We start from the raw sequence: 21,328 nt of genomic DNA on the forward strand, positions 1-21,328 counted from the left end.
AGCTACGCATCCAGCCGCACGAACCGTCCTTGCCGGTGCTGCTCGACGCACGCCGCGCGGCGGATCTTGCCGCTCGTGGTGGTCGGGATCGACCCCGGCGCCACCAGCACGATATCGGCGACCTGCAACCCGTGTGCGCGTGAAATCGCGGCGATCACATCGTTTTTCACCACGGCAAGCTGACCGGAGTCCTCGCGCTTCTTGAGCTCGATGATGGTGACCAGCTTCTCGGTCTGATCGTCGGGCACCGCGATGGCCGCCACCCGGCCGCTGGTGATCTTCTGTACCGTCGCTTCGATGTCCTCGGAGTAGTGGTTGCGGCCCCGCACGATCAGCATGTCCTTGATGCGGCCCACGATGAACAGCTCACCGGAGGAGATGAAGCCGCGATCCCCGGTGCGCAGCCACCCGGACTCGGGGGTGTCCGCGGGCGGGTCGGCCAGCGTCGCGCCGAACGCCGAGCCGGTCTGCTCGGGCTTGCGCCAGTACCCGGCCGACACGTTGTCGCCGTGGGTCCAGATCTCGCCGACGGTGCCGTCGGGGCACACCCGGCGGGTGTCGGCGTCGACGATGCGCAGCAGCGGCGACACCGGCGGCCGGTAGCGCAGCAGCGGTGTCCCCCCGGGCTTGCGCACCGCGGACCCCTGGGGCAACTCCTCGGGGTCGAACTCGACCACTTCGGGCACCCGCCCGGCACCGCCGCAGGCCACGTACACCGTCGCCTCGGCCAGACCGTAGGACGGCACCACCATCTCGGGACGAAAACCAGCCGGGGCCAGGCGCTCGTTGAACTGGACCAGGGTGTGCGGGTGGATGCGTTCGGCGCCGTTGAGGATGCCGACCACGCCGCTGAGGTCAAGTCCGGCCAGATCGGCGTCGGTGGCTCGCCGTGCGGTCAGCGCGAATGCGAAGTTGGGGGCGGCCGACAGCGCCCGCGGATGCCGGGCCATGGCCTGCAGCCATCGGGTCGGGCGGGTCAGGAACGCCAGGGGGCTCAGCAGGTCGGCCCGGTGGCCGGTCAGGATCGGCGCAGCGATGCCCAGCATCAGACCCATGTCGTGGTAGAACGGCAGCCACGAGACCAGGCTGGTGCCCGGCGGCAGCACGCCGCCGTGGTGGGCGAAGAGTTCGGCCATCAGCTGCTCGAAATTCGCCTGCACATTGCGGTGCGAGATCATCACGCCGGCCGGCAGCCGCGTCGACCCCGAGGTGTACTGCAGATAGGCGATATCCGGGCCGTCGGGTACCTCGGCGTCGACGGCTTTCTCGGCGTCCAGATCCAGCGTGTCCACGGCGATGGTGGCGATCACGGCGGCACCGTCATCGACGTACTGGGCGGCGACCTCGAAGACCGCGTAGGTGGTCAGCACCACCGTCGGTGATGTATCGGTCACCACGGCGCTGACCCGTTCGTCGTGCGAACCGGGCACGGGAACCGACAGCGGCACAGCGATGAAGCCCGCCTGCATGGCGCCCAGGAACGCGACGATGTAGGCCAGCCCCTGCGGCGCGATGATCAGCGCCCGGTCGCCGGGCGAGCCGTGCTGACTGATCTCATGGGCGACGTTCAGCGTCCGCCGATACAGCTGCGACCAGGTCAGACTTTCAGCGACGCCGGCCTCGTTCTGGTCGTAGTCGGTAAACGTGAAGGCAACGTCATCTGGCGTCAGACCCGCACGTTCGCGTAGTACGGACAGGATCGAGACGTTCGGCACGGGTCAAGGCTACTCAACCGTAAATATGCGCGGGCCCTGACGTGCCGCCCGGTGCGCAGGCATTTGAATCAGGCAGCGTCGTGCTGTGGTCGCGTGACCGCGTTACGTGTGAAGATGGGAAACGTCATGAGCAACACAGAGCTGAGCCCCGCCTCGCTGCGTGAGGCGTTCGGCCATTTTCCGTCCGGTGTCATTGCCATCGCCGCCGAAGTCGACGGGGTCCGGATCGGCCTCGCCGCGAGCACCTTCGTGCCGGTGTCGCTGGACCCGCCGCTGGTCTCGTTCTGCGTACAGAACAACTCCGAGACCTGGCCCAAGCTCAAGGATCTGCCGTCGCTGGGGATCAGCGTGCTGGGTGAATCACACGATGTGGCGGCGCGGACGTTGGCGGCCAAGACCGGCGACCGGTTCGCCGGGCTGGAGACCGAGTCGCGCGAGAGCGGGGCGGTGTTCGTGCATGGCACCAGCGTGTGGCTGGAGAGCACGATCGAACAGCTGGTCCCCGCCGGTGATCACACCATCGTCGTCCTGGCGGTCAGTGACATCACCGTTCACCAGGAGGTGCCGCCGATCGTGTTCCACCGCAGCACCTTCCGCCGACTGGGTAGTTGACCCAGCCGGTCGGCAGCCCCGACCGGTGTCAGGGCTTGTCAGCGAGTTCGTCGCGGTACGCCGCGATGCGTTGCTCGATCTCGGCCGCGTCGTCGGGCCGGCCCTCTTTACGGGCCAGTTCGGCGCGGACGGACAGCTCCCGGATCGCGGTGCGAATAGCGTTGATGCTGTGCGTTTCCGCCATGCTGTGAGGCTACCCAGATGACGGGCAATAAGAACGGGCCGCGAGAAATCCGTTGGGAAATCTCGCGGCCCGTTCCACCTCGGCGTCATCGATGCCGAGTGTGAGTCCTTATCCGCTGGCCACGGTGTGTCGCGTACGAAACGGCACACTCGAGGCGTCCGCCGGTTATTTCCTGCGGAACAACTTGTTACCGAGCCATACCACCGGGTCGTACTTCTTATCCGCCACGCGTTCCTTCATCGGGATCAGCGCATTGTCGGTGATCTTGATGTGCTCGGGGCACACCTCAGTGCAGCATTTGGTGATGTTGCAGAAACCGAGGCCGTTCTCGTCCTGGGCCATGTCGCGCCGGTCGATGGTGTCCAGCGGATGCATCGAGAGCTCGGCCTGTCGCATCAGGTAACGCGGACCGGCAAAGGACTTCTTGTTCTCCTCGTGGTCACGGTTGACGTGGCACACGTTCTGGCACAGGAAGCACTCGATGCACTTGCGGAACTCCTGGCTGCGGTTCACGTCTTCCTGCTGCATCCGGTAGTCACCGGGCTGCAGGTCCTTCGGGGGAGTGAACGACGGGATTTCCCGCGCCTTCTCGTAGTTGAAGGACACATCGGTCACCAGGTCGCGCATCACCGGGAACGTCCGCAGCGGAGTGATCGTGACGACCTCGTCCTCGCCGAACGTCGACATCCTGGTCATGCACATCAGCCTCGGCCTGCCGTTGATCTCGGCCGAACACGAACCGCACTTGCCGGCCTTGCAGTTCCAGCGCACGGCGAGGTCGCCGGCCTGGGTAGCCTGCACACGGTGGACGATGTCGAGCACCACCTCGCCCTCGTTGACCTCGACCGTGTAGTCCTGCAGGTCGCCGCCCTTTTCGTCGCCGCGCCAAACCCGCAGTTTCGCGTTGTAGGCAGCCATTGTCAGCCCTTCCGGTCCGGGTGCTCGGCAAGTTGATCGTCGGTGTAGTACTTCTCGAGTTCGCTCAGCTCGAACGTGGCCAGCAGATCGGGCCGCATCACCGGCTGCTGCTCAGGGGTCACAGTCACGTCCGGAACGACCGAGTCGGCCTCGCCCGGCGCCACCCGGCACACCAGCAGCTTGTTGCGCCAATGGGCGTCCATCTTCGGGTAGTCGTCACGGGTGTGTCCGCCGCGGCTTTCCGTGCGCGCCAGCGCGGCCTTGGCCACGCACTCGCTGACCAGCAACATGTTGCGCATGTCGATCGCCAGGTGCCACCCGGGGTTAAAGACCCGTCCGCCCTCGACGACGACGTTGGCGTAACGCGCCTTGAGCTCGTCGATCTTGGCCAGAGCCTCTTGAAGTTCGCCTTCTTTGCGGATGATGCCCGCGAGGTCGTTCATCGACTGCTGCAGCTCGGCGTGCAGGGTGTAGGGGTTCTCGGCGTTGGGCTTCGGCTCGAACGGCGACAGCGCCAGCGTGGTGGCCTCTTCGACAGCCGCATCCGACACGGTCGGACGCTGCGAGAGCGCTCGCACGTAGTCGGACGCGCCGAGTCCGGCGCGCCGGCCGAACACCAGCAGGTCGGACAGCGAGTTGCCACCGAGGCGGTTGGATCCGTGCATACCACCGGAGCACTCGCCCGCAGCGAACAGCCCGGGGGTCGCGCCGGCACCGGTGTCGGGATCGACCTCGATACCGCCCATCACGTAGTGACAGGTCGGGCCGACTTCCATCATGTCCTTGGTGATGTCGACCTCGGCCAGCTCGATGAACTGGTGGTACATCGACGGGAGGCGCTTCTTGATCTCCTCGGGCGTCATCCGGGAGGCGATGTCGAGGTAGACACCGCCGTGCGGGGTGCCACGGCCGGCCTTGACCTCATCGTTGATGGCGCGGGCGACCTCGTCGCGGGGTAGCAGGTCAGGGGTGCGGCGCGCGGAGTCGTTGTCCTTGAGCCACTGGTCGGCTTCTTCCTCGGATTCGGCATACTGCCCCTTGAACACGTCGGGGATGTAGTCGAACATGAAGCGCTTGCCCTCGGAGTTCTTCAGGACACCGCCGTCGCCGCGGACGCCTTCGGTGACCAGGATGCCCTTCACCGACAGCGGCCATACCATGCCGGTCGGGTGGAACTGGATGAACTCCATGTTGATCAGGCCGGTACCGGCGCGCAGTGCGAGTGCATGCCCGTCGCCGGTGTACTCCCACGAGTTCGACGACACCTTGAACGACTTTCCGATACCGCCGGTGGCCAGCACTACGGCAGGGGTCTCGAACAGCACGAACTTCCCGGTTTCGCGGTAGTAACCGAACGCGCCGGCGACTTTCCCGTCGTCGAGGATCAGGTCGGTGATCGAACACTCGTGGAAGACCTTGATTCGGGCCTCGTAGTCGCCCAGTTCCTTCTTGTCTTCCTGCTGCAGCGAGACGATCTTCTGCTGCAGGGTGCGGATGATCTCCAGGCCGGTGCGGTCACCGACGTGTGCCAGGCGCGGGTAGGTGTGGCCACCGAAGTTGCGCTGGCTGATCTTGCCGTCTTTCGTGCGGTCGAACAACGCGCCGTAGGTCTCCAGCTCCCACACCCGGTCGGGGGCTTCCTGCGCGTGCAGCTCGGCCATTCGCCAGTTGTTGAGGAACTTGCCACCGCGCATGGTGTCACCGAAATGCACCTGCCAGCTGTCCTTGGTGTTGACGTTGCGCATCGCCGCAGCGCAACCTCCCTCGGCCATGACGGTGTGCGCCTTGCCGAACAGCGACTTCGTCACAACGGCAACTTTGAGACCACGTTCCCTGGCCTCGATCACCGCACGCAGGCCTGCGCCGCCGGCACCGATCACGACTACGTCGTAGGAATGCCGTTCGACTTCCACCGTCATTTGACCTCGCTCAAGCTATGGTTGTTCAAAGGTGTTCTCAGCCAACAAATCTCAGGTCAGAGATGGTGCCACTGGCAACCAGCATGACGTAGAAATCGGTGAACATCAGAGTGCCCAATGTGATCCAGGCGTACAGCTTGTGCCGGGTGTTCAGCTTGCTGATCTGGGTCCAGATCCAGTACCGCACCGGATGCTTGGAGAAGTGCTTGAGCCGACCGCCGGTGACGTGGCGGCAGGAGTGGCAGGACAGCGTGTAGACCCACAGCATCACCACGTTGCCAACCAGAATGATGTTGCCCAGCCCGAATCCGAAGCCACCGGGGCCGGTCTCGGAGTGGAACGCGACGATCGCGTCGTAGGTGTTGATCAGCGAGATGATGCCGGCGATGTAGAAGAAGTACCGGTGGGTGTTCTGGATGATCAGCGGAAAGCGGGTCTCGCCAGTGTATTTCGCGTGCGGCTCGGCCACCGCGCACGCCGTAGGGGACTGCCACACCGAACGGTAGTAGGCGCCACGGTAGTAGTAGCAGGTCAACCGGAACAGCAGCAGGAAGGGCAGCGACAGGAAGGCGTACGGCAGCAAGGACAGCGGTCCGGTCGCGGGCAGGATCTGCGGCCAGAAATCGCTTGCCTCACCGCATGCCTTGCTCAAGCACGGCGAGTAGAACGGCGTCAGGTAGTGATACTGCGGGACGAAGAAGTGGTCCCGCTGGAATGCCCGCACCGTCGCGTAGATGACGAAGGCGGCGAAGCCGAGGTCCGTCCAGATCGGGGACTTCAGCCAGTTGTCGGTCCGCAGCGTGCGTTGCGGTATCTGGGCACGGCCGGGTGAGAAGACGCCGGTCGCAGGGCGGTTACCCGCAGGTGCGCTCATCTACTGTGATCCCCTTCGCATGAACTCATCGGAGGGTACCTAGATCACGGCACCCGGATTACATCGGGTCACCGGCGGCTGTGGCCGCCGACTCCTTCGTCGTCGACGTCCTGCCAGAAGGTGGAGTCGTACGGGGTGTCGGGGATTCCGATCTTCTCTCCCGAGACCACGGCGGTTTGCTGGGTTAGGGCAAGCTCATCGGCGTCGATATCGAGAAGTTCCACGTCATTGAGGATGCGCTCGGCATCGTTGACGATTCGTCGCATTGCCGGAGTGTCGCCGTACTTGGACTTCAGTGAGGTCACGCAGCGGCGCAGACCGCCGATCAGATGGTGAAGTTCGGCCAGTTCGGTGGTGGTGGACAACGGACCTCCAAGGGGTGCGAAGGTGTCATGGATCACAGTACGACAATCGATGCTAGCCACATTCGGAACGCAACGTGAGACAGGTCACGTCCGGAAATGGCCACGCGCCCGTTGCGTTGCACAGCCCGAACCCCCGACAGAACAGAGGTGACGTGGTGCCCAGTCAGAAGGATCTCGCCGGCCGCGCCGAGGCGTTGTTGGCCCTGCATCGACCGGGTAACCCGGTTGTCCTGCCCACGGTGTGGGACGCCTGGTCGGCGAAGCTGGCGGTGGATGCCGGGTTCGCGGCCCTGACCGTCGGCAGCCACCCACTGGCCGACTCCGTCGGCAAGCCCGACGGCGAGGGGATGGCCTTCGAGGACGTCGTGGCCCGGGTCGCCCAGATCACCGCCGCCGTGGATGTTCCGGTCTCGGTCGACGTCGAATCCGGGTACGGACTACCGGGCCAGCGGTTGATCGACGGCCTGCTCGACGCCGGCGCGGTGGGCTTGAACATCGAGGACACCGTGCACAGTGAGGGCAAGCGACTGCGGTCGTCCGCCGAGCACGCCGCACTGGTGGGCGCCCTGCGCGCGGCCGCGGACGCAGCGGGGGTGCATGTGGTGGTCAACGCCCGCACTGATCTGTTCCTGCGCAACGACGGCGACGATGCCGACCGGGTCGACCGGGCGATCGCCCGGCTCACCGAGGCCGCCGCGGCAGGCGCCGACGTGCTCTACCCGGTGGGCCGGCACGACCCGGACACGCTGCGCCGCTTGGCAGCAGACCTGCCGTTGCCGATCAACGCCATCGCGGTACCCGAATCCGACGACCCGGCGTCGTTCGGTCCGCTGGGGGTGGCGCGGATCAGCTTCGGCCCGTTCTGGCAGGCGGCGCTGTCGGTGCGGGCACGCGAGATCCTCGACCGCTGGCACTAGGCCTGCGCGGGCAGCGCGGCGGTGTCGGCATCGTCGCGCGACGGCCGCTGGGGTGCCGGCTTGCGGAAGTGGTTGTCGCCCCGCGGGTAGACGATCTGCGGCCACCAGAACCATCGGCCCAGCATGGTCGCGATCGACGGCATCAGCAGCGAGCGCACGATGAAGGTGTCGATCAGCAGCCCGATGGCGATCGTCGAACCCATCTGGGCCAGGACCACCAGCTTGCTGATCATCATCCCCGCCATGGTCGCGGCGAACACCAGCCCGGCAGACGTCACCACGCCGCCGGTACCGGCCATCGAGCGGATGATGCCGGTCTTGAGGCCGGCGTGGATCTCGTCCTTGAAGCGGGAGACCAGCAGCAGGTTGTAGTCCGAGCCGACCGCCAACAGGATGATGACCGACATCAGCATGACCAGCCACTGCACCTGGATCCCGAACAGGTCCTGCCAGATCAGCACCGAGATGCCGAACGACGCGGCGATCGAACTGCCGGCCGTACCCACGATCACCAGGGCCGCGACCACACTGCGGGTCAGGATGAGCATGATCATGAAGATCAGCGTCAGCGACGACACGACCGCGATCAGCAGGTCGTACCGTGCGCCATCGGACATGTCCTTGTAGGTCGCCGCGACGCCGCCGAGGTGAATCTTGGCGTTAGACAGCGAGGACATCTTCAAGGCCTCCTGGGCGGCCTTGCGTTCCGAGTCGACCCGGGCGATGCCGTCGACCGTCGCCGGGTCGCCCTCGTGGGTGATGAACATGCGCGCGGACTTGCCGTCCGGAGACAGGAACATCTTCAGCCCGCGCTGGAAGTCGGGATTCTGGAAGGCTTCCGGCGGTAGGAAGAACAGGTCGTCGTTCTTTGCCTGGTCGAAACTCTCCCCCATCGCCAGTGCGGTGTCGTTGCTCGCCTGCAACTGGTCGAGCAGGGCTGTCTGCGAGTTGTAGGACGCCAGCGCTAGATCTCTGCTGACCTTCATCGACGCGATCGTCTGCGGAAGCAACGCGGTGAGCTGCGGCGCGAGGTCGGCCAGCTGATCGGTATTGCCCTGCACCCCTTGGGTTTTCTCGGTTACCGCGTCGATCCCGTCGAGGGAGTCGAACAGTGAACGCGCTGCTGCGCACATCGGGATGTCGAAGCAGTGTGGCTCCCAGTAGAAGTAGGCCCGCAGCGGCCGGAACTGGTCGTCGAAGTTCGCGATGTTGTCGCGCAGTTGCTTCGTGGTCTCGAGCAGGTCGGCCGATCTGGCCGCGGAGTCCTGGGTGAGCTGGGTCTGTTTGAGCGAGAGCTGATACTGCTTCTCCAGGATGTCGATCGAGGTGTTCATCGTATCGACCGTCTTGAGCTGGTTGGCCAACTGATCCCGTTGGAACGGCAGGTTCATGTTGCTGGTCTGGCCCTGCATGCTGGTCTGAAACGGTATCGAGCTGTGCTGGATCGGGATACCCAGCGGCCGGGTGATGCTCTGCACCATCGCAATGCCCTCGGTGTGCATGACGTTGCTGGCAACCTTGTTCAGCACCAGCATGTCGGCCGGATTGCGCATGTCGTGGTCGGCTTCGACCATCAGGATGTCGGGGTTCATCCTGGCCTGGGTGAAGTGCCGGTCGGCGGCGGCGAAGCCGAGGTTGACCGGGGCGTCCTTGGGTAGGTAGTACTGATCGTTGTAGGCCGGTTTGTACCCGGGTATGGCCACGATGCCGATCAGCACCACGAACAGGCTGGCGACGAAAATCGGTGCGGGCCAACGCACTACCGCGGTACCGACCCGGCGCCAGAATCGGCTCTGGGGAGGCCGCTTGGATTCGTAGAGGCCGACGCGGCTACCCAGGTAGAGAACGGCCGGGCCGAGCGTGACGGCGATCGCCACGATCACCAGCATGCCGATTGCGACCGGGGCGCCCATGGTGGAGAAGTACGGCAGCCGGGCGAAGGACAGGCAGTACGTCGCCCCCGCGATCGTCAGTCCGGAACCCACGATGACGGGCGCGACGGACTTGAAGGTGGCGTAGTAGGAGTCGTCCCGGTCCAGCCCCATGCCGCGGTCTTCGCGGTACCGGCCGAAGATGAAGATGCCGTAGTCGGTGGCCGCGGCGATGGCCAGCATCGTGAGGATGTTCCCGGCGAACGTCGTCAGCCCGAAGGCGCCGTGTACGGCCAGCATCGAGACCACGCCGCGGGCGGTCAGCAGTCCCAGGAAGGTCAAGAACAGCTGGATCAGCGTCGTGCGGACCGAGCGATAGACCACCAGCAGCATGATCGCGATCGCGGCGAGGGTGATCAGGGTGATCTCGGCGAGGCTGGCGTTGCCGATGACATGCAGGTCGTCGGTGAGTGCGGCCGGGCCGGCGACGTAGGCTTGCACGCCCGGCGGTGCCGGGGTGTCCTCGATGACCTTGCGGACGGCATCCACACCCTCGTTGGCCAGCGTCTGGCCCTGCTCGCCGGCGAGGTTCAGCATCACGTAGGCGGCCTTGCCGTCGGCGCTCTGCGCGCCGGCCGCGGTCAGCGTGTCACCCCAGAAGTCCTGGATGTGCTGGATGTGCTCGGGATCCTGCTCCAGCTTGCGGATGATCTCGTCGTAGTAGGCGTGGGCGTCCGGGCCGAGCGGGTGCTGACCCTCCAGCACGACCATGATGGTGCTGTTGGAGTTGAACTCCTTGAAATTCGAGCCCATCAGCTTCATCGCCCGCATCGACGGCGCATCCTCGGGAGCCATTGGCGCCGAGTGCAACTCGCCGACCACCTCGAGTTGGGGCGCGAGCACGTTGACGCCGACGGCGACCGCGATCCAGAACAGGACGATCGGCACGGCGAGGATGCGGATCAGGTGCGGAAGGACGGGACGCTTTGCGCTGCTGCCGGATTCCGGCGCGGTGACGGTGTGTGTCATGCGGACTTCACCAGGCAGTAGGTCTGGGCGTTGATCCCATTGGCCGATTGCTCCTCACGGACGGTTCCGTTGACAGTGACGCGACAGCTGATCTGATCGCCGTCGGTCTGCGCCATGAGGCTGGCACTGACGGCCGGCAACGTCGTCGACAAGGTGATCGACCACGGCAGCGGCGCGGTGATGTAGTGCACCTTTGCGTCGGGATCGAAGTAGCTGATCTGAGCGGTGCTCCCGGGTGAGCCGTCTACGTCGTAGACCATCACCTTGGGATTGAACTGGACGATCTCGATGCCGGCGCCGGAGCCGGCATTGAGGTCCTGTGACGCGAACATCCTGTGCAGACGCGAGACAACCAGGCCCGAAACCGCCAGCACCACCACCAGCACAATTGGTATCCATACCTTTTTCAGCCCGCGACCAACCGGAATAGTCTTCACCCCGAATACCTTCCGTTAGGGAGCCGGCCGCGGCGCGGTCGTCCCGGTCTCCGTCATTCGGTCCTCCGCGCGCTCAGCTTCGGCCGTGAGTCGGCACAGGATCGGAAATGCCACCCGCGCCGAATTCCACAGTGCACACTGCTCCTCGGGGGTCAGGCTTGCTATCAATGCGGCCAGTCGTTCCCGGCGCATGCGCTTACGTTCGTCGAGTAACGCCCGGCCGGCGCTGGTAATTCCGATCAGTGTGGCTCGCCCGTCGTCAGGGTCGGGGAGCCTGGTCACCTGGCCGGCGCGTTCGAGCCGCTGGATCAGCTGGGTCATCGACGGCTGGCTGATGCCCTCTTTTGCCGCCAGGGAGGTCAAGCGAATGGGCCCCTCGCGGTCCAGCCGGTTCAAGGTGCTCGCGGCGGTCGTGCTCAGGTCGGCGCGATCGCTGAGGGACCGTATCGTCAGATCCACGGCCTGGTCCAGGACGTCCCCGATGCACTCGCTGACATCGCGATCGGTCAGCTCGATACCCACTCGGTATCTATATCACGGCCCCTATGTAGCGGCAATCGGGGTCGTCTTGGCTGCCGGTACAGCATCTTCCCAGATTGGCTTGGATGGCACAGCCCCCTCGTCGGCCTCGCCGCTGACAGATGCAGACCCGCGTGGCCGATCCAAACGGCACTGCCGCCAGACCCTCTCGGCTGAGAACCCCTGCGTCACAGGGAATTAGGGCTGACCGGGAATCCAGAACGGATCGGGTCGGCCGGACGCCTGGTTCATGAATATATAGCGTCGGCTATCTACCTGTTCCGTCGTGGCTACCAGACGTCGCCGTCGCGCCAGTCGCAGGCCAGTTCGGCCGTGGTATCGACCTGGACGTCGACCGGCAGCACGAAAATGGAGCCGTCGTCCTCGGGGGTCCGGGTGATGCCGGTGGGTGTCAGCACCGAGGTGGGGCCCTGCCAGGGCAACCAGCCGCGGGGCCGGTAGATCTTCTCGCCGGCCGGGCTCGCGCTCAGTGCCCCGATGCGATAGGCGCCGCGGATCACCTGCTCGATCGCGTCCATCACGGCGTGCGCCAGCCCCTGCCCGCGGTAGTCCTCGCGCACGGCGACGGCTTCGACATACCCGCAACGCAACGCCAACCCGTCGTAGCGCAGCCGCCGCTGCACGACGGCAGCGTGGGCGATCAGGGCGCCACGGTGAACGATGATGGCGTGCATGCCGCCGAGCGCGTGCTCCCAATCGTCGGCGGTGAAGTCGGTCCAACCGCCGAACGCCTCGGCCACCATCTGCTGGGCGTCGTGACGGGTCTCGGCATCCAGATCGCTGGTGTGGATCAGCCGGGCGGTGTGGACCTGCGCGTGCACACCTCAGCTTTACCAGCCCGGGGAACTCCCCGCTGCATTACGTGGCCGGGTCCAGTGCAGGCGCACCGTCTGGCCGGGCCGGGCCTGGGCCGCCTTGTCGGTGTCGGCGTCGGTGACCACGCCGATGACGGGGTAGCCGCCGGTGACCGGGTGGTCGGGCCCGAGGATCACCGGCTGGCCGTTGGGCGGCACCTGGATCGCCCCCCGGGTGGCCCCCTCGCTGGGCAGCTGTCGGTCGGGCCAGCAGTGGGTCAGCGGCCGTCCGGCCAGGCGCATGCCCACCCGGTCGCTGCGATCGGTGGCGATCCAGTCCGTGTGCACCAGGGCGTCCGGGTCGGTGAACCAGTCGTCGCGTGGGCCGGGCACCACTCGCAGCTCCAGCAGGTCCCCGGCGATGGCGGCAACCGGGGCCTGATCGAGTTCGGGATAGTCGTCGGTATGCGCACCGACGGGCAGCACGTCACCGGGGCGCAACGGTCGCGGCCCGATCGCCGACATCATGTCGTAGCTGCGCGAGCCCAGGACGGGTTCCACGGCGATGCCGCCGCGGACCGCCAGGTAGCTGCGCAGCCCGGAGTGCGGTGCGCCCAGTGAGATCACCTCGCCGTCGCGGACGTGGTGAATGCTGTTGGTGCCGAACGGAACTCCGCTGACCGCCGGGTCGGTGTCGGCGCCGGTCACGGCGATGTCCACCGCACCGCCGCGGACCCGCGCGGCGAACCCGCCCAGGGTGATCTCGACGGTGGCCCGGTCGTCGGGGTTGGCCACCAGGCGGTTGGCCAGCCGGTGTGACCGGCGGTCGGCAGCCCCGGAGCGGGTCACCCCGACGTGGGCCAGGCCTGGCCGGCCGAGGTCCTCCAGTAGCGCCAGCGGCCCGGTTCGCAGGACTTCCAGTGTGATCATCTCGAGCTCCCTCAGACGGCCCTGAACTGCACCCACATACCGGGCAGCAGCAGCGCGGGCTGTGCGCGGCCGATATCCCACAGCACCGCCTCGGTGCGCCCGATCAATTGCCAGCCGCCCGGCGATTGGCGTGGGTACACCCCGCTGAACTCCCCGGCCAGCCCCACCGCGCCGGCCGGAACCGCGGTCCGCGGGTCGCTGCGCCGGGGCACCGTCAGGCGGGGGTCGCCACCGACCAGGTAGGCGAAACCCGGTGCAAATCCCCCGAATCCGACGCGCCACGGCGTGCCGGTGTGCGCGTCGATGACGTCGGCGACGGCCATGCCGGTGTGCTCGGCGACATCGGCGAGGTCGGCGCCGTCGTAGACGACGTCGATGATCACGTCGACGCGCAGCTGCCGCGGATCGCCGGTGGGCGTGCGATCGATGCGCAACCGGCTGAGTCGCTGGCGGGTGGGTGCCTGGTAGCGCGGGTCGACCAGCGTGCACAGCACGGTGCGGGAGGCCGGGACGATGTCGAGCACGCCGGGCAGGTGGGCCGCACGCAGGGCGGCGGCCAGGTCCAGCACCTCGTCGGTGGAGGCGCACTCCAGCAGTAGCGCCTGGTCGCCGTAATCACGGATGGTGGTGGACACCTGGGGATCTGTCGCCACACTCATCCACCGACGGTAGATCCGTCGAGGGGCGGGGTTTGCGGGTTTTCGAGCACTGCCAGAACTGCCTTATCGAAGATTCAGAGCTGCCAGGCATCCCATATTTATCGCAGCCGTCACACCATTGCGGTATAGGTCGGTTCGTGGCGCTTGATGTAGGCGATCACCCGGTAGGTGACGGGGAGCATCACCACCTCGACGGCGGTCTTGTAAACCCAGCCCAGGGCGGTGTAGGTGGCGAAGTCGCCGAAGCTGGTGATCCCGATCGCGCCGGCGGCGATGCTGCAGAACACCAGGGTGTCACCGAGCTGGCCGGCGAAGGTCGAGCCGACCAGCCGCGCCCACAGGTGCTTTTCCTTGGTGCGCTCCTTGATCTTGACGACGGTCCAGGCGTTGATGGTCTGGCCGACGATGAAGCCGGCCAGGCCGGCGACGATCAACTGGGTGTAGGCGTGGACGATGTTCTCGAAATGTTCCTGGTTGGTGTAGAAGTCGGCCGCCGGTAGGTAGATCGTCACCCAGAACGCCAGTGCCGCTAGCCCGTTCATCGCAAAGCCGAGGATGATCGCCCGCCGCGCGGCCTTGAACCCGTACACCTCGGAGAGCACGTCACCGATGACGTAGGTCAGGGGGAAGACGATGAATCCGCCGTCGGTGATGATCGGCCCGAACGCAACCCCCTTGGTGGCCGTGACATTGGAGATGATCACCAGCGCGGTGAAGACGGAGACGAGGATCGGATAGTAGAGCGAGCCGACCTGGGCGAATCCGGGAGTCGGGGCGTCGTGGCGCGTGGTGGCCTGGCTGCTCGTCACGGGTGCTATCCAAGCACGACAGGTCAGCCCAGCGCGCGCGCGAGCAGCGGCGGCAGCTGGTCGGCCACCACCGGATAGGACAGTGGCGAGGCGAACGCGATCGCCCCGGCGAGGTCCTTGCCGGTGAAGACGTTGCGGTTCTGCTTGGTCGCGTTCAGTGCGGCGACGGCCGGGTCGGCCAACAGCGTCGCCTGGTCGGCATCGCTCTCGGTGGACCAGATCAGCACATCGGCACCGTCGAGTGCGTCGGCGAGCTTGTCGCGGGGGATGGCGGCCCGGTGGCTGTCGACGGCGTAGCTCTTGATGCTGTCGGGGATCTGGAAGCCCATCGTGGTCAGGAACTCGGTCCGCCAGCCGGACACCGTCGCGGTCACCGCGTTGTCGAAGAAGCTGCCGGCCAACAGCACGGCCTTGCGGTCCTTGAATCCGGTGTTGTTCTTGGCCACCTCGGCGAACTTGTCGTCGACCGCGGAGATGAGCTGTTTCATCTGCCTGCCCTGGAACACGGCGGTGCCGACGGCGCTGGCCTGGTCCTTCCAGGGTTCGAAGAACGCGTCGCCGCCGGATTGGGCGATCGTCGGCGCGATCGCCGACAGTTTCTTGTAGGTGTCGGCATCGAGCCCGGCGTTGACGGCGACGATGAGATCGGGCTTGAGTGCGGCGATTTCGTCGACCTGAATTCCGTTGTCCAGATTCAGAACAGCGGGCTGAGCCGACCCGAGTTTGGCCTGCGCCCAGGGCCACACCCCGAAGGGTTGGTCGCCGAACCAGGCGGTCACGGCGACCGGCACGACCCCGACCGCCAGCAGGTCGTCTTGTTCGGTGAAACCGGCGCTGACAACGCGTTTGGGCGGTGCCGCCACGGTGGTCTCGCCGAAGATGTGCTTGATCGTCACCGATTTCGGCGGCGCATCATCCCCCGAGCCGTCCGACGCGCACGCCGCGACGAGGAGTGCCCCCGCCGCACCGGCGGCGCCGAAGAACCCACGCCTGGTCCAGTGCGTGCCCACGGCGCGAGATTAGCTCACTTCAGGGTTAAACCCGACTCCAAAACGTCCATCGCCTGGTCGACGTTGTCGAGCGAGAACGGTCCGCGGTTGCCCAGTGCCATCACCGCGCCGATCACCGCGCCGGCGAAGACGCGGATGTCGAGGTCGTGCGGGGTGCGCTGCAGGCGACGGGCCATCGCCTCGGAGACACCGTTGACCAGGGCGTTGTACTCCTCACGAAGGGCAGGCTGCAGTTCGGGCAGGGAGTAGATGAGCCGCTGGCGGGCTTTCTCGGTGTCCCACTCGTCGGCGGTCATTACCTCGTAGGCGTCGTGCACCGCGCAGCGGAAGGCCGCGATCGGCGTCATCGCCGCGGGCTGACCGGCCAGCGCGTCGAGCATGGCCATGCTCAGGTCATCGGCCAGCAGGACCGATTCCTTGCTGGGGAAGTACCGGAAGTAGGTGCTGGGTGAGACCTCTGCGGCCTCGGCAATCTGCTCAACGGTGGTCTGAGCGTAGCCGCGCTCCTCGAAAAGCCGGAAGGCCTCTTGGCGAATGGCCTTGCGGGTCTTGATCTTCTTGCGTTCCCTCAGACCGGGATGTGACTGCGGCCGCGGCATGCCTCGATTCTCGCCTACGACCTGATGGCGACGCTTGCCGACGCGTCAATTTTGTCGGAGACGGTTCAGGACGCGATCAGGGAGATGCCGAGCCCGATCATGGTGGCGGCGATCAGTCCGTCGAGGACCCGCCAGGTAAGCGGGGTGGCGAATAATCCGGTCAACCGGCGGGCGCCGAATCCCAGGCTGAAGAACCACACCACGCTGGCGGTCACCGCGCCGACGCCGAACAGCCAGCGGCCGTCGGGGTGCTGGTTGGCCAGCGTGCCGAGCAGCACGACGGTGTCGAGGTAGACGTGCGGGTTGAGAAACGTCATCGCCAGGCAGGTGAGCAGCACCGAGACCAGTCGGGTCGAGCCGTCCTGCGCGGGGGCCATGACCGAGGGCTTCAGGGCGCGGCGTGCGGCCAGCGCGCCGTAGCCGAGGAGGAACGCGGCGCCTCCCACCTTGGCGACGGTGACCGTTTGGGGATGGGCCGTGACGAGTGCACCGACCCCGGCGATACCGGCGGTGATCAGCAGGAGGTCGGACACCGCGCACACGCTGACCACCGCCAGGACGTGCTCACGCCGGATGCCCTGACGCAACACGAACGCGTTCTGAGCGCCGATCGCGGCGATCAGCGCGGACGAAGTCAGGAATCCGACGAGCAGCGGCGAGGTCATGCCATCGACGGTAGGGGCCGCGACTAATCCAGTACAGCTAAAGATTCTTCACATGCATTAGTCCCACTTAAGTGGGCGAGAGTCCGGCGATCGGCGCCGAACCGCGTCAGCAGATCGCGGCGGCGGCGATGAGGCCGAAGGCGATCAGCACGATACTCAGCACGAAAGCCGCGTGCCCCATCGTCAAGGCCACGACCACGCCGGCCACGGCGGCGACGACGATCGCGACCATGAGGAACGCCATCAGCGCGGACGTGGTGTTGGCGTCGCGGTGGGCGCGTGCCGCCACGACCAACTTGGGAGAAGGTTCCACGCTGCTCATCGCATACCTCCGGCTGTGATCTGCCTCATGTTGGACAGATTAGGTGATGTATATCACGCGCCGGCCCCATTTGGGAGGGCAAACCGCCACGTCCGTGGTGCCGGCAGCCGCCGCGTCGATACCGATCTGCCCAACGACGCTCCACCTCGATCCGGCCGCCCGGGGGAGAGGTCACAAATTTAAGTAAGCCTAAGCTAATATCGGCCGCGATATCGATCGGCGAAGGGAACAGTGATGCCGCACCATCGAAGGTTGCAGCGCGCTGTCGCGGTCGCTGCGGTCGTGCTGACTGTCGGCATGTTCACCGCGTGCACATCGGCGAGGGACGCCACGCCGTCGGCAGGGGTGACGATCAGCCACAAGTTCGGCGAAACCAGGGTGCCGGCCAATCCGGCGCGGGTGGTCACCGTCGGCTGGACCGACCAGGACTTCGTCCTGCCACTCGGGGTCATCCCGGTCAGTAGCCGTGAGTTCTTCGAGCGCTACAGCGACTACCCGTGGGTCACGAAGGCCACCGGCGGAAAGGGCATACCAACCTGGGGAGGTGCCGACTCCATCGACTTCGAGGCGATCGCGGCGCAGAAACCCGACGTGATCCTGGCGATCTACGAATCGGTCGACAAGCCGACCTACGAACGGCTCTCGAGTATCGCCCCCACGGTCATCCAGTCCGCCGACTATGCCGACGAGGAGACGCCGTGGAACGTGCAACTGCTCACCACGGGAAGGGCGTTGGGTAAGGAAGAGCAGGCCAAGCAGCTCGTCGACCGGGTCCAGGGCCGGATCGACGAGGCGCGCACGGCCAACCCCGAGTTCGCGGGCAAGACATTGGTCGTCGACTTCGGCCCGGAGAACGGCGGGCACTATCTGCTGCCCGAAAAGGACCCGCGCCGTTCACTGTTTAGCGCATTGGGTTTCCAGACGCAGGATGTCCACGGCGACGTCAGCGAGGAGCGGCTCGACCTGCTCGACCGGGACGTACTCTTCGTCAACGGCGCCACCAAGCAGCAGATGCTGGCCGCACCGGCATTCGCGCGCCTGGGCGTGGTCCGCGACGACCGCACGCTCTACACCACGTTCGACTCCAATCTCAGTGGCGCACTGACCTATAGCGGACCCGATGCGATGCTGTATGCGCTCGACGTGCTGACGCCGCAGCTGGCCAACGCCGTCAACGGCCGCCCGGTGGTCGACCTGGCCAACGCCTGACCAGGCGGGCCTTGGTGTCAGCGATTTGGTGGTGCGCACCGGTGGCTATCTCACCGCCGCACCCTGATATGCGGTGAGGCCCGGGGGACGACCAGGGGTGTTCCGGTCTGCGGGTCCTCGATGATCTGGCAGGCCAGTCCGTAGACCGAGGCCACCAGGTCTTCGGTGATCACCTCGCCCGGAGTGCCCTGGGCGACAATCCTGCCATCCTTCATCGCGATGATCCGATCGGCGTACCGGCAGGCGTGGTTGAGGTCGTGCAGCACGGCGACCACGGTGCGGTTCTGCTCCCGGTTGAGCATCGCGAACAGGTCCAGCAACTCCACCTGATGGGTGATGTCGAGGTAGGTGGTGGGCTCGTCGAGCAGCAGCAGCGGGGTCTGCTGGGCGAGCACCATCGCCACCCAAACCCGTTGTCGCTGACCGCCGGAGAGTTCGTCGACCAGTCGGGCGGACAGGTCACTCACGCCGGTGCAACCCATCGCCTCGGCAACCGCGGTGTCGTCGGCCGGTGACCACTGCCGCAGGACCTTCTGGTGCGGGAACCGTCCCCGCGCGACCAGGTCGGCCACCGTGATCCCCTCCGGGGCGGTGGAGGTCTGCGGCAGCAGGCCTAGGCGCCGGGCCACATCCTTGGTATGCAGCGTCCCGATGTCGTGGCCGTCCAGAACCACCTGGCCGGCAGTGGGTTTGAGCAGCCGAGCCAACCCGCGTAGCAGGGTGGACTTGCCGCACGCGTTGGGCCCGACGATCATCGTGACCCGGTTGTCGAGGACATCCACCGACAGGTCGGCGATGATCGGGTGGTCGTAACCGATCGAGAGGTGTTCGGCGCGCAGCCGGCTCGGTGTCATCGGGGCCCCTTTCGTGCCTGCGTCACAAGCAGATAGACGAGATAGGCGCCGCCCAGCGCCGCGGTGACCGCGCCCACCGGTAGTTGGCTGCCCCGGAACAGCTGCTGGGCCGCGATGTCGCTTACCAACAGCAGCAGCGCCCCGGTTGCTGCCGAGGGCCCGAGCCCGACGCCGGGGCTGGCGGTGAGCCGGCGGGCGATCTGGGGGGCGGCCAGCGCCACGAACGTGATCGGGCCGGCGGCCGCACAGGCCAGCGCCACCGCCGCCACCCCGATGACCAGGTAGCCCAGCCGAGCGCGTTCGGGCCGCACCCCCAGCGCGCCGGCGGCGTCGTCACCGAGCTGCAGCACCGGTAGTTGCGGCCCCATCGCCACCAGCGCAGCGATCGTCACCGCCAGGCAGACCGTCATCGGGACGACCTGGGTCCAACTCAGCCCGTTGAGGGTGCCCTGCTGCCACACCGAGGCGGTGACGGCGGTGTGGTAGTCGAGCTTGATCACGATCCACTGGTTCACCGAGTTCACCACCGCGCTCACCGCGATACCGACGACGATGAGCCGGTAACCGGCCACCCCGTGGCGGTAGGACAACGCGTAGACGACCGCGGCGGTGGCCAGGCCGCCGGTCAGGGCGCCCGCGGCCACGGCGTAGTAGCCGCCGCCAACCCCGGCGAGCACCACCAGGGCCCCGGTGTAAGCGCCGGAGTTGACGCCGATGATGTCGGGGCTGCCCAGCGAATTGCGGGTCAGCGCTTGGAATATCGCGCCGGAAATGCCCAGGGCGGCGCCGACCAGCAGCGCCATCACCGTGCGCGGCATCCGCCACTGCAGGACGACCACCCGGTCGAAGGAGGTGTTGGCACCCACCAGTACCCGCAACACCTCGCCGGGCGAGACGGTGTACGTGCCGAATCCGATGCCAAGGATCGCGAACGCGGCGGCGGTCACCAGCAGGGCGGTGACCACGACGACCGCGCGCCAGGAGGCCCGCGCCGACACCGCACCGGCCCGGACGACGCACTGGCGACGGCCGAAGTCGGTGGTGGTCATGATCGATCGGCTCCGCGCTTGCGGATCAACCAGATCAGTACCGGTGCGCCGACGAACGCGGTGACGATGCCGGCGGGCAGCTCGGCCGGCCGGATGACGACGCGTCCGACGATGTCGGCGGACAGCAGCAGGGCGGGCCCGAGGACGCTGCCGTAGGCCAGGATCCAGCGCCAGTCCGGTCCGGTGAAGCGGCGCACCGCGTGTGGCACCAGCAGGCCGACGAAGCCGATCGGGCCGGCCCCGGCGGTGGCCGCCCCGGCCAGCAGCGTGACGGCGACCAGGCTCACCGCCTGGGTGCGGGCGAGGTTGCCGCCCATGCTCTTTGCCAGATCGTCTCCGAGTGCGGTGACATTCAGCGAGCGGCTGACGATCAGGCACAGCACCAGCCCGACCGCGATGAAGGGGGCCACCGCCGCGGCCACCTCCAGCGGCCTTCCGTCGAGTGCACCGGCGTCCCAGAACCGCATGTTGTCGAAGGCCCGCGGATTGCGCAGGCGGATGGCGAACCCGATGCCGTCCATCATCGCGCCGACGGCGACGCCGGCCAGCAGCACCCGCACGGGGGTCACGGCCGAGCGGCCCGTCATTCCGACGAGGTAGACCAGGATCATGGCGGCCAGCGCGCCCGCGAAGGCGAACCAGATGTAGGTCCAGATACCCCGCAGGCCGAGGAACGCGATCGCGGCGACGACGAATAGTGCTGCACCGGAATTGATCCCGAGGATCTCGGAGTCGGCCAGCGGATTGCGCCCCACCGCCTGGATCAGCGTGCCAGACAGCGCCAGCGCCAGTCCGACCAGCAGGGCCAGCACGGTGCGGGGGATCCGCAGGTCGTGCACGATCCACTGGTCGCCGATGTCGCGGTAATCGACGACGGCCTGCCACACCGTCGGCAGCGTGACGTTCTGGGTGCCGATCGCGAGGCTGGCCACGCACGCCACCGCCAGCAGCCCGGCGGCCGGGGCCAGCCCGGCGGCACGACGGCGCGACCGATCATGCGGCGCGGCCTGCGGTGGTGCTACCTGCGCGGCAGGCGCTGACACGCGG

Annotated in this window: 23 protein-coding genes; 3 read left to right on the forward strand and 20 right to left on the reverse strand. The window is 66.7% G+C overall.

The window, feature by feature from the left end:
* Positions 1 to 2: 2 nt before the first annotated feature.
* Positions 3 to 1,715 (reverse strand): fatty-acid--AMP ligase, encoded by a 1,713-nt coding sequence (locus tag ADBZ9K_RS24930; RefSeq protein ID WP_526624921.1) that lies wholly within the window; start codon positions 1,713 to 1,715, stop codon positions 3 to 5.
* A gap of 126 nt (positions 1,716 to 1,841) precedes the next feature.
* On the opposite strand from ADBZ9K_RS24930, the gene ADBZ9K_RS24935 reads away from it, so the two are divergent.
* Positions 1,842 to 2,327 (forward strand): flavin reductase family protein, encoded by a 486-nt coding sequence (locus ADBZ9K_RS24935; RefSeq protein ID WP_526624922.1) that lies wholly within the window; start codon positions 1,842 to 1,844, stop codon positions 2,325 to 2,327.
* Positions 2,328 to 2,355: 28 nt separating this feature from the next.
* Here the strand turns inward: ADBZ9K_RS24935 and ADBZ9K_RS24940 are convergent, their stop codons facing one another.
* The 5 genes from ADBZ9K_RS24940 to ADBZ9K_RS24960 form a co-directional block, all read right to left on the reverse strand.
* Positions 2,356 to 2,511, reverse strand: a complete 156-nt coding sequence (locus ADBZ9K_RS24940) for a hypothetical protein (protein WP_526624923.1) — start codon at positions 2,509 to 2,511, stop codon at positions 2,356 to 2,358.
* Between the two features lie 165 nt (positions 2,512 to 2,676).
* A complete protein-coding gene (locus ADBZ9K_RS24945; protein ID WP_526624924.1) occupies positions 2,677 to 3,429 on the reverse strand; it encodes a succinate dehydrogenase/fumarate reductase iron-sulfur subunit in 753 nt (250 codons plus the stop codon).
* A gap of 2 nt (positions 3,430 to 3,431) precedes the next feature.
* On the reverse strand, positions 3,432 to 5,348 hold the full coding sequence (locus ADBZ9K_RS24950) for a fumarate reductase/succinate dehydrogenase flavoprotein subunit (RefSeq protein WP_526624925.1): 1,917 nt from the start codon (positions 5,346 to 5,348) through the stop codon (positions 3,432 to 3,434).
* 37 nt (positions 5,349 to 5,385) lie between these two features.
* A complete protein-coding gene (gene sdhC, locus ADBZ9K_RS24955; protein WP_526624926.1) occupies positions 5,386 to 6,222 on the reverse strand; it encodes a succinate dehydrogenase subunit SdhC in 837 nt (278 codons plus the stop codon).
* Positions 6,223 to 6,290: 68 nt separating this feature from the next.
* Complete coding sequence (locus tag ADBZ9K_RS24960) at positions 6,291 to 6,587, reverse strand: Rv0250c family protein (RefSeq protein ID WP_526625628.1); 297 nt, start codon at positions 6,585 to 6,587, stop codon at positions 6,291 to 6,293.
* A gap of 155 nt (positions 6,588 to 6,742) precedes the next feature.
* Here ADBZ9K_RS24960 and ADBZ9K_RS24965 point away from each other — a divergent pair, with 155 nt between their 5' ends.
* Positions 6,743 to 7,504 (forward strand): isocitrate lyase/PEP mutase family protein, encoded by a 762-nt coding sequence (locus ADBZ9K_RS24965; protein WP_526624927.1) that lies wholly within the window; start codon positions 6,743 to 6,745, stop codon positions 7,502 to 7,504.
* Here the strand turns inward: ADBZ9K_RS24965 and ADBZ9K_RS24970 are convergent.
* The 11 genes from ADBZ9K_RS24970 to ADBZ9K_RS25020 all read right to left on the reverse strand — a co-directional run bounded on the left by ADBZ9K_RS24970 (position 7,501) and on the right by ADBZ9K_RS25020 (position 17,169).
* Entirely contained in the window at positions 7,501 to 10,404 is a 2,904-nt protein-coding gene (locus ADBZ9K_RS24970) for an MMPL/RND family transporter (protein ID WP_526624928.1), read from the reverse strand. The genes ADBZ9K_RS24965 and ADBZ9K_RS24970 overlap by 4 nt on opposite strands.
* Positions 10,401 to 10,841: an MmpS family transport accessory protein gene (locus ADBZ9K_RS24975; protein ID WP_526624929.1), complete on the reverse strand. Its 441-nt coding sequence runs from the start codon at positions 10,839 to 10,841 to the stop codon at positions 10,401 to 10,403. Before ADBZ9K_RS24975 ends, ADBZ9K_RS24970 begins: the two co-directional genes overlap by 4 nt.
* Positions 10,842 to 10,856: 15 nt before the next feature.
* Complete coding sequence (locus ADBZ9K_RS24980) at positions 10,857 to 11,363, reverse strand: MarR family transcriptional regulator (RefSeq protein ID WP_526624930.1); 507 nt, start codon at positions 11,361 to 11,363, stop codon at positions 10,857 to 10,859.
* A 287-nt stretch (positions 11,364 to 11,650) separates the two neighbouring features.
* Positions 11,651 to 12,202 carry a GNAT family N-acetyltransferase gene (locus ADBZ9K_RS24985; RefSeq protein WP_526624931.1) on the reverse strand — a complete coding sequence of 184 codons (552 nt, stop codon included), beginning with the start codon at positions 12,200 to 12,202 and terminating at the stop codon, positions 11,651 to 11,653.
* Positions 12,203 to 12,211: 9 nt separating this feature from the next.
* Positions 12,212 to 13,105: a 5-oxoprolinase/urea amidolyase family protein gene (locus tag ADBZ9K_RS24990; protein WP_526624932.1), complete on the reverse strand. Its 894-nt coding sequence runs from the start codon at positions 13,103 to 13,105 to the stop codon at positions 12,212 to 12,214.
* Between the two features lie 11 nt (positions 13,106 to 13,116).
* Positions 13,117 to 13,764 (reverse strand): 5-oxoprolinase subunit B family protein, encoded by a 648-nt coding sequence (locus tag ADBZ9K_RS24995; RefSeq protein ID WP_526624933.1) that lies wholly within the window; start codon positions 13,762 to 13,764, stop codon positions 13,117 to 13,119.
* A gap of 110 nt (positions 13,765 to 13,874) precedes the next feature.
* Positions 13,875 to 14,573, reverse strand: coding sequence for a queuosine precursor transporter (locus ADBZ9K_RS25000; RefSeq protein WP_526624934.1), 699 nt, complete (start codon positions 14,571 to 14,573; stop codon positions 13,875 to 13,877).
* A 23-nt stretch (positions 14,574 to 14,596) separates the two neighbouring features.
* Positions 14,597 to 15,583, reverse strand: a complete 987-nt coding sequence (locus ADBZ9K_RS25005) for an ABC transporter substrate-binding protein (RefSeq protein WP_526624935.1) — start codon at positions 15,581 to 15,583, stop codon at positions 14,597 to 14,599.
* 14 nt (positions 15,584 to 15,597) lie between these two features.
* Positions 15,598 to 16,182, reverse strand: a complete 585-nt coding sequence (locus ADBZ9K_RS25010; RefSeq protein ID WP_526624936.1) for a TetR/AcrR family transcriptional regulator — start codon at positions 16,180 to 16,182, stop codon at positions 15,598 to 15,600.
* 65 nt (positions 16,183 to 16,247) lie between these two features.
* On the reverse strand, positions 16,248 to 16,847 hold the full coding sequence (locus ADBZ9K_RS25015; protein WP_526624937.1) for a LysE/ArgO family amino acid transporter: 600 nt from the start codon (positions 16,845 to 16,847) through the stop codon (positions 16,248 to 16,250).
* 106 nt (positions 16,848 to 16,953) lie between these two features.
* Entirely contained in the window at positions 16,954 to 17,169 is a 216-nt protein-coding gene (locus tag ADBZ9K_RS25020) for a hypothetical protein (RefSeq protein ID WP_526624938.1), read from the reverse strand.
* Between the two features lie 297 nt (positions 17,170 to 17,466).
* On the opposite strand from ADBZ9K_RS25020, the gene ADBZ9K_RS25025 reads away from it, so the two are divergent.
* Entirely contained in the window at positions 17,467 to 18,378 is a 912-nt protein-coding gene (locus ADBZ9K_RS25025) for an ABC transporter substrate-binding protein (RefSeq protein WP_526625629.1), read from the forward strand.
* A gap of 50 nt (positions 18,379 to 18,428) precedes the next feature.
* On the opposite strand, the gene ADBZ9K_RS25030 is transcribed toward ADBZ9K_RS25025, so the two are convergent.
* Genes ADBZ9K_RS25030 through ADBZ9K_RS25040 form a run of 3 tightly spaced genes read right to left on the reverse strand, consistent with a single transcriptional unit; the run spans position 18,429 to position 21,324 of the window.
* Positions 18,429 to 19,232 carry an ABC transporter ATP-binding protein gene (locus ADBZ9K_RS25030; protein ID WP_526624939.1) on the reverse strand — a complete coding sequence of 268 codons (804 nt, stop codon included), beginning with the start codon at positions 19,230 to 19,232 and terminating at the stop codon, positions 18,429 to 18,431.
* Positions 19,229 to 20,281, reverse strand: a complete 1,053-nt coding sequence (locus ADBZ9K_RS25035; RefSeq protein ID WP_526624940.1) for a FecCD family ABC transporter permease — start codon at positions 20,279 to 20,281, stop codon at positions 19,229 to 19,231. The genes ADBZ9K_RS25030 and ADBZ9K_RS25035 overlap by 4 nt, the downstream gene beginning before the upstream one ends.
* On the reverse strand, positions 20,278 to 21,324 hold the full coding sequence (locus tag ADBZ9K_RS25040) for a FecCD family ABC transporter permease (RefSeq protein ID WP_526624941.1): 1,047 nt from the start codon (positions 21,322 to 21,324) through the stop codon (positions 20,278 to 20,280). Before ADBZ9K_RS25040 ends, ADBZ9K_RS25035 begins: the two co-directional genes overlap by 4 nt.
* Between the last annotated feature and the right edge of the window lie 4 nt (positions 21,325 to 21,328).

Source organism: Mycobacterium sp., assembly GCF_965229265.1.
Classification (GTDB): Bacteria; Actinomycetota; Actinomycetes; order Mycobacteriales; family Mycobacteriaceae; genus Mycobacterium.